Annotated in this window: 13 protein-coding genes; 5 read left to right on the top strand and 8 right to left on the bottom strand. The window is 69.0% G+C overall.

The window, feature by feature from the left end; genetic code table 11:
• Positions 1-57 precede the first annotated feature (57 nt).
• The 3 genes from RBS60_RS18615 (at position 58) to RBS60_RS18625 (ending at position 1,640) form a co-directional block, all read left to right on the top strand.
• Entirely contained in the window at positions 58-336 is a 279-nt protein-coding gene (locus tag RBS60_RS18615) for an HPr family phosphocarrier protein (protein ID WP_307958822.1), read from the top strand.
• A gap of 459 nt (positions 337-795) precedes the next feature.
• Positions 796-1,122 (top strand): hypothetical protein, encoded by a 327-nt coding sequence (locus RBS60_RS18620; protein WP_307959040.1) that lies wholly within the window; start codon positions 796-798, stop codon positions 1,120-1,122.
• A 242-nt stretch (positions 1,123-1,364) separates the two neighbouring features.
• The gene (locus RBS60_RS18625; protein ID WP_307959041.1) at positions 1,365-1,640 is read left to right on the top strand and encodes a hypothetical protein; all 276 of its coding nucleotides are present in this window, start codon (positions 1,365-1,367) and stop codon (positions 1,638-1,640) included.
• Positions 1,641-1,664: 24 nt separating this feature from the next.
• On the opposite strand, the gene RBS60_RS18630 is transcribed toward RBS60_RS18625, so the two are convergent.
• Entirely contained in the window at positions 1,665-2,201 is a 537-nt protein-coding gene (locus RBS60_RS18630) for a DinB family protein (protein ID WP_307959042.1), read from the bottom strand.
• A gap of 386 nt (positions 2,202-2,587) precedes the next feature.
• On the opposite strand from RBS60_RS18630, the gene RBS60_RS18635 reads away from it, so the two are divergent.
• A complete protein-coding gene (locus RBS60_RS18635; RefSeq protein ID WP_307959043.1) occupies positions 2,588-4,267 on the top strand; it encodes an MFS transporter in 1,680 nt (559 codons plus the stop codon).
• Between the two features lie 18 nt (positions 4,268-4,285).
• Here the strand turns inward: RBS60_RS18635 and RBS60_RS18640 are convergent, their stop codons facing one another.
• The 5 genes from RBS60_RS18640 to RBS60_RS18660 form a co-directional block, all read right to left on the bottom strand.
• On the bottom strand, positions 4,286-4,960 hold the full coding sequence (locus RBS60_RS18640; RefSeq protein WP_307959044.1) for a pentapeptide repeat-containing protein: 675 nt from the start codon (positions 4,958-4,960) through the stop codon (positions 4,286-4,288).
• A gap of 59 nt (positions 4,961-5,019) precedes the next feature.
• Complete coding sequence (locus tag RBS60_RS18645) at positions 5,020-5,781, bottom strand: ABC transporter permease (RefSeq protein WP_307959045.1); 762 nt, start codon at positions 5,779-5,781, stop codon at positions 5,020-5,022.
• A complete protein-coding gene (locus RBS60_RS18650; protein WP_307959046.1) occupies positions 5,778-6,560 on the bottom strand; it encodes an ATP-binding cassette domain-containing protein in 783 nt (260 codons plus the stop codon). The genes RBS60_RS18645 and RBS60_RS18650 overlap by 4 nt, the downstream gene beginning before the upstream one ends.
• Positions 6,561-6,633: 73 nt before the next feature.
• Complete coding sequence (locus RBS60_RS18655; protein ID WP_307959047.1) at positions 6,634-7,425, bottom strand: DUF4097 family beta strand repeat-containing protein; 792 nt, start codon at positions 7,423-7,425, stop codon at positions 6,634-6,636.
• The gene (locus RBS60_RS18660; RefSeq protein ID WP_307959048.1) at positions 7,425-7,970 is read right to left on the bottom strand and encodes a histidine kinase; all 546 of its coding nucleotides are present in this window, start codon (positions 7,968-7,970) and stop codon (positions 7,425-7,427) included. Before RBS60_RS18660 ends, RBS60_RS18655 begins: the two co-directional genes overlap by 1 nt.
• Positions 7,971-8,045: 75 nt before the next feature.
• Here RBS60_RS18660 and RBS60_RS18665 point away from each other — a divergent pair, with 75 nt between their 5' ends.
• Entirely contained in the window at positions 8,046-9,143 is a 1,098-nt protein-coding gene (locus RBS60_RS18665) for a D-2-hydroxyacid dehydrogenase family protein (protein WP_307959049.1), read from the top strand.
• A gap of 53 nt (positions 9,144-9,196) precedes the next feature.
• Here RBS60_RS18665 and RBS60_RS18670 read toward each other — a convergent pair whose 3' ends face one another.
• Positions 9,197-9,754: a hypothetical protein gene (locus RBS60_RS18670; RefSeq protein WP_307959050.1), complete on the bottom strand. Its 558-nt coding sequence runs from the start codon at positions 9,752-9,754 to the stop codon at positions 9,197-9,199.
• Positions 9,755-9,825: 71 nt separating this feature from the next.
• Positions 9,826-10,755, bottom strand: coding sequence for a DUF4331 family protein (locus RBS60_RS18675; RefSeq protein ID WP_307959051.1), 930 nt, complete (start codon positions 10,753-10,755; stop codon positions 9,826-9,828).
• Positions 10,756-10,964 lie beyond the last annotated feature (209 nt).

The following is a 10,964-nucleotide window of genomic DNA, read 5'->3' on the forward strand; positions in this document are numbered from 1 at the left end:
CCCGCCACACCCCTCCCCCCGACCAGCACCACACCCCGGAACCAGAAGGAGCAACCCATGGCAGAACGCACCGCGACCATCGGCTCACGCGTCGGCCTCCACGCCCGCCCCGCCGCCATCTTCGCCGAAGCCGCCGGACAGGCAGGCCTCGAAGTCACCATCGCCAAGCCCGGCGAGCCCGCCGAGGAGGCCATGGACGCCTCCAGCATCCTCTCCCTCATGTCCCTCGGCGCCGAATACGGCCAACAGGTCATCCTCCGCGCCGACGGACCCGGCGCCGACCAGGCCCTCGACCACCTCGTCACCGTCCTCGAAACCGACCACGACGCCGAATAGGACACCGAATAGACAGCCGAAGAGCTGGGGCGCGCCGGATGTCCACAGACATCCGTCGCGCCCCAGCAGTATCTCAGCGGGCGCTGTCTCGGCCCGGGTTCTGGCATTCTCAGAAGGGAGAGGCCGTGTTTGGTCTGGGGCGCCGCAAGGATGGCCCGCTCGAGGGACTGACGGCGGTCATCGGCGGCGCGGCGGGCCGCGATGGGCACCTGAGCGGCACCGCCGCCGGACGGACGGTCGAGGTCTGGCTCGAGCGGCTCGACCCGACGCCGCGCACCGGGGCACAGTTTCAACCCGACGTACGCAGACGTCCTCCGGATCCGCCTGTCGGCGCGTGGCGCGACGCCGTGGCACGTCCGCTCGGAGGCGCGCCTCGGGCTTGGCGGCGGCCATGTCTATGAGTTCGTCCGCGAGGCGGCCCCTGAGGCGCTGCGCCGCTTCAGCCCGTTCCCCGACCTCGTGCCAGTCCAGGACCGGGGAGTCGAGACCCAACTGCGGGACGCCGGCCTGCTGGAGGCGATCACGCGCGTCGCACCGCCGTCGCGGCTGTGGCTGCCGAGGGTGCGGTTCATTCCAGACCCGCGCGCCGCGATGCGGGAACGCATGCGCGGCGTGCCGATACCCGCGGGAGTTCCCAGTGGGCCCAGCACCACAGCGGAGGTCGGGCTCGAGATCGACGTCGAGCGCGCCGGCGACGCGGACCCGACACCCGAGAGGTTCGCCGAGATGCTCGAGGCTGCGATCGGAGTGGCCGAGCTGAACGAAAGGGTCAGCCCAGGAGCCTAACGGCGCCGCATCCTCTCTGGCTGCGCGGCCGACAGACTGAGCGGACAGGGTCGCCCCAAGCCTTGAGCGCCGGAGGGACCTGCTCCGCCTCGGCCGCAATCAACGGCTCCCCGAACCTCGAGGAAACAGCCGTCCGCGGAACACGACCTGGACGGTTCACGTTCCACAGACATAGCCACTTGTGCATATATGCATTAGCCGAGCTACTATAGATCCACCGAGATCACCGAAAGGACCGCGTCGTGGACAACCTCAAGATCACCCCCGCACCCGACGGAGTGAAGATCCAGCTCATCGGCGAAGGCCCTGAGAAGGCCGCACTCCTCAAGACCTTCAATGACTGTGCCGCAGGCTCCTGTGGGTGCTCGCGCGACGAGTACGAGAAGGTGGCATCGATGGCCGTGGAGTCCGATGACGAGGGGATCACCGTCAACGTCCGCACCAAGGATGGGGAGACCATCGACCCGTCATGCATCACCGAGTGTCTCGACGAGGCCGGCGCCGCCGGTCAGAACTAGGCGAAGCGAGCCGCAAGGCGAACTTCAGAGCGGAAGAGTCGTCAGGGTCAGCTGGGCCCGATGGTGGCGGTAGTGCTTGGGCGCCCATTCGAGCACATCGCGCCGGCTCATCCACGGCTCGAAGTACGGATCCCAGGACCTCGGCATCGACATCCCGCGGGTCAGGGCCTCATCCTCGGCCCGGTCGTACCAGGAGAGAATCGCCCGCGTCGTGCGGTCCATCATGCCCCGCATCATGGCCGGGGTCAGAAGCTGGCCGGCGGCTGCACTCCCTGCCCAATTGATCCAGTTGTAGGGCCGCGAGCCGGCCCCCAAGAGCCGACTCCAGGATCGTGACACGCCCGGGGGCATCCGCGCGAACGTGCCGATCAACGGGATGGACGCGCGCGCGATCTTCTGACCGAGCACCAGATGGAACAGGAGTTGACGGTTGGTCCATCGCGTTCCCCGCGTGGGCGAGCCGAGCTCCGCCGGATCCAGGCCGTCGACGATGCGGGTGAAGTCATCCGCGATCCACAGCAGGCCGTCACGGACGGCATCGCGAGACGACCTCGATTCCATGTGGTGACCACTGCCAGACTCTTGGGCTCTCTTCTGAACTAAACCAAGAATCCGCCCGCGCCCTCCGAAGCGCAACCGACCGCTCGCCCCCATCCGATGCGGCTCCGCACGGCCGTCAAGGTCACAAATCGATAACCATCCGAGCCGCTGGACCCGCGCGGGAGAACGAGCTCCGCGCCCGCCCGCCCGGACAGGCGTCGCGCTCTTCCCGATCCGCATGACGGCGGCGATCGCTGGGGACCCGCCGTCGTGCGCCACGGGCGCGGAGCGCAGGGCCAGCGAGGACTCCGCGACGTGATCCGGAGCACACGCAAAAACGATATTCGTCTCTCATATCATTTCTTGCGGCAGTAAACTCGATTCCCATGTCACGAGACCACCGTCAGATGACCAAGCCACAGCGCTCACAACGCGTGGTATTCCGCAAACGCAGACTGAGGATCGACGACGTCAATGTCGTGGACCAGCCGATGCTCAAGAGAGCCATCGGAGGAACCGTCGTGGGCAACACGATGGAGTGGTTCGACGTCGGCGTGTTCGGTTATCTCATCACCACGATGGGGCCCGTCTTCCTGCCTGAGGCAGACCGCACTGTGCAGACCCTGTTCCTGCTCGGCACGTTCGCCGCGACGTTCATCGCCCGCCCAGCCGGCGGGGTGTTCTTCGGGTGGCTCGGGGACAAGATCGGCCGCCAGCGTGTCCTCGCGATGACGCTCATCATGATGGCCGCCTCGACCTTCGCGCTCGGCCTCCTCCCCAGTCACGCGGCGATCGGCATCTGGGCCGCGATCTTGCTCGTGGCGATCAAGCTCGTCCAGGGATTCTCGACCGGCGGCGAATACGCCGGTGCCACGACGTTCGTCAGCGAGCACGCCGCGGACAGGCGCCGCGGCTTCCTTGCGAGCTTCCTCGACATGGGCTCCTACCTCGGATTCGCGCTCGGCGCCGCGCTCGTCTCGGCGCTCCAGCTCACGCTCGGGTCCGCCGCGATGGAGGCCTACGGCTGGCGCATCCCGTTCCTCATCGCCGGCCCGCTCGGCGCGATCGCGATCTGGTTCCGCCTCCGCATCGAGGAGAGCCCCGCGTTCCAGGCCGCCCTCGAGGCGCAGGAGAGCGCCACACAGGAGCTCGCCCAGAACGACGACGCCGCAGCGAAGGGCCCGCTCGGGATCGTGCGTGCCTACTGGCGCCAGATCCTCGTCGCGATGGTCGTCGTGGCCGCTGCAAACACCGTGGGCTACGCCCTCACGTCCTACATGCCCACCTATCTGACCGAGTCGAAGGGCTATGACCCGATCAACGGCACCCTTCTGACCATCCCAGTGCTGGTGGCCATGAGCCTGTGCATCCCGCTCACGGGCAGGCTCTCGGACCGGATTGGCCGCCGCCCGGTGCTGTGGATCGGCGCCGTGAGCACGATCGTGCTGTCCGTCCCCGCGTTCGCGCTCATCGGCGTGGGCAACGTCTGGACGACGCTCGGGGGCCTCGCGCTCGTCGCCTTCCCCGTGACGTTCTACGTGGCCAACCTCGCCTCCGCGCTCCCGGCGCAGTTCCCGACGGCGAGCCGCTACGGCGCGATGGGGATCGCGTACAACTTCGCCGTGGCGATCTTCGGCGGCACGACGCCGTTCATCATCGACGCGCTCATCCAGTCCAGCCACAACGACATGATGCCCGCGTACTACCTCATGGCCACCTCGGCCGTGGGCGCCGCGGCCATCTGGTTCTTGCAGGAATCCGCGCAGCGCCCGCTGCCTGGCTCGCTCCCGAGCGTGGACACGGCTGCGGAGGCCCGTGCGGTCGTGGCGCAGCAGGAGGAGGATCCGCGCATCGACCTCGAGCACATGCCGCTCACCGAGGTTCCGGTGGCTGTGGCGGACGACGGCGTGGCGCTGCAGCTCCCGCTCGACCACCCGGCTGCGCTCGAGGCGGCCGAGATCGCGGGCGTGGATCTGGAGGCGACTGCACTGGAAGCGCAGGCCTCCGGCGAGGCGCCCGTGGCCTCGGGACCGATTTCGGGGCAGGTGCCGGTGGTCGCGATGCCTGTCTCGTCTGGCGCGAGCTGAGCCAGCGCGTTCCCCGTATCAGTCCCGCACGTCGATCCCCAGCCGTTCGGCCATGAGCTCCGCGAGCTCGACGGTCTGGACGCTGCTCAGCGTGGCGCCGCGGAGCCCGTCGACACCGGCGACCCGGTGGAGGCGTGCTCCGCGCAGGTCCACGTGCTCGAGAGTGGCACCGGTGGTGTCCAGGGCGTCGACCCGGGTTCCCTCGAACGCGACGCGGGTGGCGGTCGCGCCGCCGAGGTCGAGCTCGTCGATGACACAGTCCACGAACTTCACGTCCTGCAGCTTGGCCCCGCGCAGGTTCACGTACCCGAGCTTGCATCCGGTCACGAGGACGCCCGAGAGATCGCCGTCGTAGAGTTCCGCGGAACCGATGCGGGAGGCCTCGATTTCGACCCCGCGCCACCGGGACCTCGGGGCTGGCAGGCTCGGCGCGCTGAGCCGCACGAAGCGGCAGTCCACGAACGAGACCGAGCGGAGGCCGGCGTCGTGCGCCGTGACGTCCTGGAACAGGCACTCGGAGAACGTGGAGGCCTCGAGCTGCCGGCCGGCGAGATCCACGTCCTCGAACGCGAGGCCCTCGGTGCGGCGCCCCGGCTCGATGTCCCCGCCGAAGCCCTGAACCAGGTCGGCGAGATCGAGCGGGTCGAGGCGGGGGGCGCCCTGATCACGGGCGGTACGGGAGCTGCGGGCCATGAGACGAGAGTAGCGGCCCCGCCGGTGAACCCGGCGGGGTCGCTACCTGAATCCCCTGACTACGAGATCCTGCTGCGGTAGACGCGCATCGAGACGGCGTACGCAAGCACGAGGATCCCAACGCACCAGGCCAGGGCGACCCAGATGCTGGAACCCACCGGTTGGTCCGTGAACAGGTCGCGGATGGTGTTCACGATCGACGTGACCGGCTGGTTCTCGGCGAACCAGCGCACGGGGCCGGGCATCGTCGCGGTCGGCACGAACGCCGAGCTGATGAACGGGAGCAGGATCAGCGGATAGGAGAACGCGCCTGCGCCGTCTACGGTCTTCGCGGTGAGGCCCGGAATCACGGCGAGCCACGTCAGCGCGAGCGTGAACAGTGCCACGATGCCGGCCACGCCGAGCCAGGCCAGCACGCTCGCCCCTGAGCGGAAGCCCATCGCCAGTGCCACGAGCACGACCACCACGACGGCGACCATGTTGGCCACGAGCGACGTCAGCACGTGCGCCCACAGGACCGACGAGCGGGCGATCGGCATGGACTGGAACCGCTCGAAGATGCCGCCCTTCATGTCCAGGAACAGCCGGTACGCGGTGTACGAGATGCCGGAGGCGACGGTGATGAGCAGGATCCCCGGGAGCAGGTACTGGACGTACGAGTCCGAGCCGGAGTTGATCGCCCCGCCGAGAACGTAGACGAAGAGCAGCATGAAGGCGATCGGCATGAGCGCGGTGGTGATGATCGTGTCGGGGCTGCGCAGGATGTGGCGCAACGAGCGGCCCGTCAGCACGGCAGTGTCGCCGAAGAAGTGCGTGGTCATGGGAGTTCCTTAGTCGCGTCACTGGTCAGGGCGAGGAAAACGTCCTCGAGGGTCGGCTGCTTCTCGACGTACTCGACCTTGGCGGGCGGCAGCAGCCGCTTGAGCTCGTCGAGAGTGCCGTTGACCACGATCCGGCCCTCGTTCAGGATCGCGATCCGGTCCGCGAGGTGCTCCGCCTCGTCGAGGGTCTGGGTGGTGAGCAGCACAGTGGTGCCGTTGCGGGCAAGCTCCCTTACGGCCGCCCAGACTTCGAGGCGGGCCTGCGGGTCGAGGCCGGCGGTGGGCTCGTCCAGGAAGATGACCGGCGGCCGGCCGATCAGGCTCATGGCGATATCGAGGCGGCGGCGCATGCCGCCGGAGTAGGTCGCGACCTTGCGGGAGCCGGCATCCGTGAGCGAGAACCGTTCGAGGAGGCCGTCCGCGATGCCGCCCGGGTCCGGCTGGTGTCGCAATCGGGCCACGAGGATGAGGTTCTCGCGTCCCGTGAGGATCTCGTCGACGGCGGCGAACTGTCCCGTGAGGCTGATGGACTCGCGTACGTGTGCCGCATCGGAGGCGACATCGAAGCCGTTGACGGCGGCAGCACCGGCGTCGGCCTTGAGCAGCGTGGAGAGGATGTTCACGATCGTGGTCTTGCCGGCACCGTTCGGGCCGAGCAGGGCGAAGATGCTGCCCCGGTCCACGTCGAAGTCGACGCCGCGCAGCACTGAGAGCTTCTTGTACGACTTCTCGAGGGCCCGGATGCTGATGGCGGGCGCTGGGGTGGTGGTTGAAGGCATGACGGTACTCCTTCCTGAGTACGTGCCTGGAGGAATTGGCGGATGACGGCGCGCGGATGGCTTCTCGCTGAAGTCAGGCCCGCCGGATGGTCACCGACCCGTAGCTGGAGCGGGCGGTGAGCTCGAGCCGCTGGATGGCCTCGGGCGGGGTCTCCGAACGGGTGAGTTCATTGCGGATGCGGCCGTAGCTGGTGGAGACATCGAGGCGAGCGGCCGTTCCCTCGGCGATGCCGACGATGAGGTCGGAGTAGGTGGAGGTCAGTTTCAGGCTGCCCGAGACGGCCTCCCGGACCCTGACGCTCCCGTAGGGGCACGTAACCTGGGCGGTACCGGCAACGCGGCCGAGGGACACCTCGCCCGTCCCGCACTTGATCTGCACGGTGCCGGTCACGTCCTCGACCCGGACAGCTCCGGCCGACGCCGCGAGTGTGCCGTCCACACGCACGCGACCCGCCTCGACGTCCCCCGCCCAGCTCTTGAGGTCCACCGAGGCGCCATCCTCGACGCGGACGGTTCCGGCGCGCGTCTTGGCGACGACGCGCCCGAGCTGCCCGGAGGCGATGACGTCGCCGTAGGCCAGCACGGCCTCGAGGTCCGAGCCGGCGGGCAGGTCCACGGTGACCACGACGGATCCGAGCCTGCCGAGGACGCCGAGGCCGTGCTGCTTCGGCGCGCTGATCTGGAGCCGTCCGTCCGCGAAGCTGACGGTCGTCCCCGCTGCTGCCTCCTGGTCCGCCTTCCGGCCGGAGCGCATGGGTGAGACCTGCACCGTGGTAATAAGCGTCGCCGAACCCCGCACGACGACGTCCCCATAGGCGACGTCGACGACGGCGCGGATGGGCTCCGGCGTCTCGAACTCGTTCATCAGTAGACCCACCCTTCGAGACGCGAACCGTCGCGGCCTTCAGGCACGCCCGGATCGACCTTGAGAGGCCGCTGGGGTGCCGGGCGGAGCGCTGCCGTGAGCGTGCGCACGAGGAAGGTGTTGACCGACAGGCCCTCGCGCTCCGCGGCCGCCTCGATCTGCGCCTTGAGCGGCTCCGGCGGGCGGAAGCTGATGCGGGCGGTGCCGGTCTCGGCGGACGGCTCCTGACCGGCGTCGTCCTTCGAGATTTTCAGTGGCATCACTGTGACGTCATCGTTTCCGGAAACTTCGCCAACCGGCGACGACGGCCGGTTGACCACGAAGTCGATGTCCCGGCCGCGCAGCCGCATCTCCGCAGATCCGGGCGCGAGCTCAAGAGTGACCTCCTGCATAGCCTCCGAGAGCGCATCCTGAAGGATGAGCCGCGCAGACGCCTGAAGCGGTGCCGCAAGCCTCTCTGCGAGCTCGGCCATCTCATCCCCGCCGAGCGCGGCGGCGTCGGCGAGCTGCCTCGACAGGTTCAGAAGGTGTGGGTCAAGATTCATGACTCCATGATGACGTCATGATGGCGTCACAGTCAAGACCCCTTGGGGCGGCAGGCGGTGACTTACGCTTGCCGCATGACTCCCACGGAACTCCACGGCCTCAGGATCGCTGTCCTCGACGACTATCAGGGCGTGGCCCGCGAGCTCGCCGACTGGTCTGGCCTCGAATCGGGCGGCGCCGAGGTGACCATGTTCCGCGAGCATCTCGGGCACGACGACGACGCCGTGGTCGCCGCGCTGACACCCTTCGACGTGATCGTGGCGATGCGCGAGCGCACCCCGCTGACCGCAAACCGGCTCGAGCGCCTGCCCAACCTCAGGCTCATCGTCACGACCGGACGGCGCAACGCCTCGATCGACCTCAAGGCGACCGCCGCGCGGGGCATCCTCGTGAGCCACACGGAGTACCTGCCCTCCCCCGCGGCCGAGCACACGTGGGCGCTCATCCACGCGGCCGCGCGGCGTCTCGACGCTGAGCTCGGCGCGGGCGGGTCAGGCTGGACGCACGACGGCGGGTGGCAGACCACCGTGGGCCGCGGCCTCGATGGCCGGCGGCTGGGACTCCTCGGGCTGGGCAACCTCGGTGCTCGGGTGGCGAAGGTGGGGCTCGCCTTCGGCATGGACGTCGTGGCGTGGAGCCAGAACCTCACCGACGAGCGGGCAGCGGAGGTGGGCGTGCGCCGGGTCGAGAAGGACGAGCTCTTCGCCAGCTCCGACATCCTCTCGGTGCATCTTGTGCTGTCCAAGCGCTCACGCGGCCTCGTCGGCGCTGCGGAGCTGGCGCTCATGAAGCCGGACGCCGTACTCGTCAACACCTCCCGCGGGCCGATCATCGACGAGGCCGCGCTGCTCGATGCAGTGGCCGCCGGCCAGATCGGGTGCGCGGCACTGGACGTGTACGACGTCGAGCCCCTCCCCGCCGACCACCCGCTCCGGACCGCACCGCGCACCGTCCTCACCCCGCACATCGGCTACGTGACGCGCGAGCAGTATGAGATCTTCTACCGTGACGCAGTCGAGGACATCGAGGCGTGGGCGGCCGGCGCTCCCTTGCGGATCCTGGAGCTGGCAGTCCCGGTTGTTCGCACCGGCGACCTGAAGGAAGACGCCGCGAATCCCCCTCGGCTGAGCGGCCCGCCCACCACCGAAACCGCGACAGAGCCGAAAGTCTGACAGGAGCACGAGGCCAGCTTCGGCGGCGCGCGCCCAGGGAATAGGCGAGCGCGCTACTCGGGCTTCTCGAGGGAGAGCGCCACGATCCAGTCCGGCGTCGCGATGCCGCGCCGCTCGTCCACAGTGATGCGGGCCTTCGCCGCCGCAATCTGCACGCGGCGATCCTCGGGCGAGACTGAGGCGGGCCGGTTCGAGGGCTGTATGCCCGCGTCGGTACGTGCCGACTTCCGCCCGGTCGTGCGTTCCATGGCCATCGCTTCTGCGTGGCGCGCAGCGTCCGCGTCCTCGAGCGCGTCCTCGGTGCCGATCTCCAGGAAGTCCAGGTCCTCGGGGCTGGCGAGTGGGCTCTGTCCCAGCCGGTCGATAGCCTGCTGGCCCATCTCGCGGCGCCTGGGCTCCGCTGACATGGAGGCGTCCAGGGCCCACTGTGCCCGCCGCCACCATTCGGCGCGGTTGTCCGCCAGGCTCCGCTGTTTCAGCGCCCTCCAGGCGATCCAGCCCGCGATGATGGCGGCGAGCAGGGGAGCGTACGGCGCCAGCATCTGCCACCAGGCGGCGGGGTCGGAGTGGACGATGACGTCGATCGGGCTCGGGCTGGGAGACGGCGGCACGGTGCCAGCCTACTGAGCCGTTGCCTTGATCTCGGCGATCGCTCCGGGCGGGCCGCACGGCGAGCCGGAGCTCAAAGGTGGTGCGGGGCGCCGAGGTAGGGGAAGCGTGGCAGCAAGTCTGAGTGCGCCGGGATCCTGGCGGAGGCCAGCAGCGGCGCTCGGGTGAGGATCTCGACGGCGGTCGCAACGACGTCGTCGGTGGGCCGCCGGCCGTTCGGGAAGCCCGCGGACTCCGTGCAGTCATAGGAGAGAACGTCCGGCACCCAATCCTTCGCCAGGCCCATGGCCTCGGCCTCGGTGTAGCCCATGGCCCGGAAGTTCTGCGCATACCGGTCGAGGTAGTGCTCGCGCTGTTGGGCCGGCCCGACCGTCTGGAAGACCTCCGGCTCGGGCCGGAACACGTTGTTCCCCGGGCGTCCTGCTTGGTTCAGGACGTGCTGGCTGCTCAGCCCGACCGTCCTGGCCCAGACCGCGATCCGGCTCTCACCGGCGAGGGAGTCGTTCGGGATCTCGAGCGCAATCGAGAACACGTCCTTGTCGGCGAAGTAGTCCCGGCCCGTCCATTGCATACCGTTGGCGAAGCCGTCCCGGTCGGCGAAGAAGGGGTCGCTCCGCGGCCCGGCGAAGAGCCTGTGGCCCTGCTCCTCGGCAATATCCGCCAAGTGGCCGTCCGAGACAGCCACGCCGTGGAAGAACGAAGCCCCGATGCGCCCGGTGCCTCGCGCGTCGGGTCCGGTAGACCTGAGCACGGAGGCGCCCCAGCGGCCGTCTCCGGCGCGATTGAACAGGATGTGGAATGCGAGGTCTGCCTCGAGGTCGCCGTCGAGGTCGAACTTGAGCTCGTAGCTGACACGTGCGTCGACGGGGTCGGCGGCGGGCGTGAGCTCGGGGTGCACGTTCAGGATGACGGCCGTGCGGGCCCGGTCCTCGCTGGACTGGAACACGAACAGGTCGGTGATGTCGTGGCGGGGATCGCCCTCGGGGAGGTCGTTGTGGTGCACTGAGCAGCCCCTTTCCTCCCGGACAGTGAACCACCGGGCCCCAGGAGCCGCAATCCCCCCGCGCGACACCTTCTCTTGGGGCCGCCCGGTCGTGGGACTCCTCGGCCGGGCGGGTAGCGTCCTCCCATGGCGCTTGATGGAGCCAGCCGGGCATTCCTCGCCGCACTGGCGGAGGCCGCCGATCCGCCCGCACAGGTCGCGAGGATGAG

This window comes from Sinomonas sp. ASV486 (assembly GCF_030908215.1).
GTDB lineage: Bacteria > Actinomycetota > Actinomycetes > Actinomycetales > Micrococcaceae > Sinomonas > Sinomonas puerhi.

Coding starts and splice junctions, on each gene's coding strand:
- RBS60_RS18655 (WP_307959047.1), bottom strand. CDS start 7,425: ATGAACGAGTTCGAGACGCCGGAGCCCATCCGCGCCGTCGTCGACGTC.
- RBS60_RS18665 (WP_307959049.1), top strand. CDS start 8,046: ATGACTCCCACGGAACTCCACGGCCTCAGGATCGCTGTCCTCGACGAC.
- RBS60_RS18660 (WP_307959048.1), bottom strand. CDS start 7,970: ATGAATCTTGACCCACACCTTCTGAACCTGTCGAGGCAGCTCGCCGAC.
- RBS60_RS18645 (WP_307959045.1), bottom strand. CDS start 5,781: ATGACCACGCACTTCTTCGGCGACACTGCCGTGCTGACGGGCCGCTCG.
- RBS60_RS18615 (WP_307958822.1), top strand. CDS start 58: ATGGCAGAACGCACCGCGACCATCGGCTCACGCGTCGGCCTCCACGCC.
- RBS60_RS18640 (WP_307959044.1), bottom strand. CDS start 4,960: ATGGCCCGCAGCTCCCGTACCGCCCGTGATCAGGGCGCCCCCCGCCTC.
- RBS60_RS18630 (WP_307959042.1), bottom strand. CDS start 2,201: ATGGAATCGAGGTCGTCTCGCGATGCCGTCCGTGACGGCCTGCTGTGG.
- RBS60_RS18635 (WP_307959043.1), top strand. CDS start 2,588: ATGACCAAGCCACAGCGCTCACAACGCGTGGTATTCCGCAAACGCAGA.
- RBS60_RS18650 (WP_307959046.1), bottom strand. CDS start 6,560: ATGCCTTCAACCACCACCCCAGCGCCCGCCATCAGCATCCGGGCCCTC.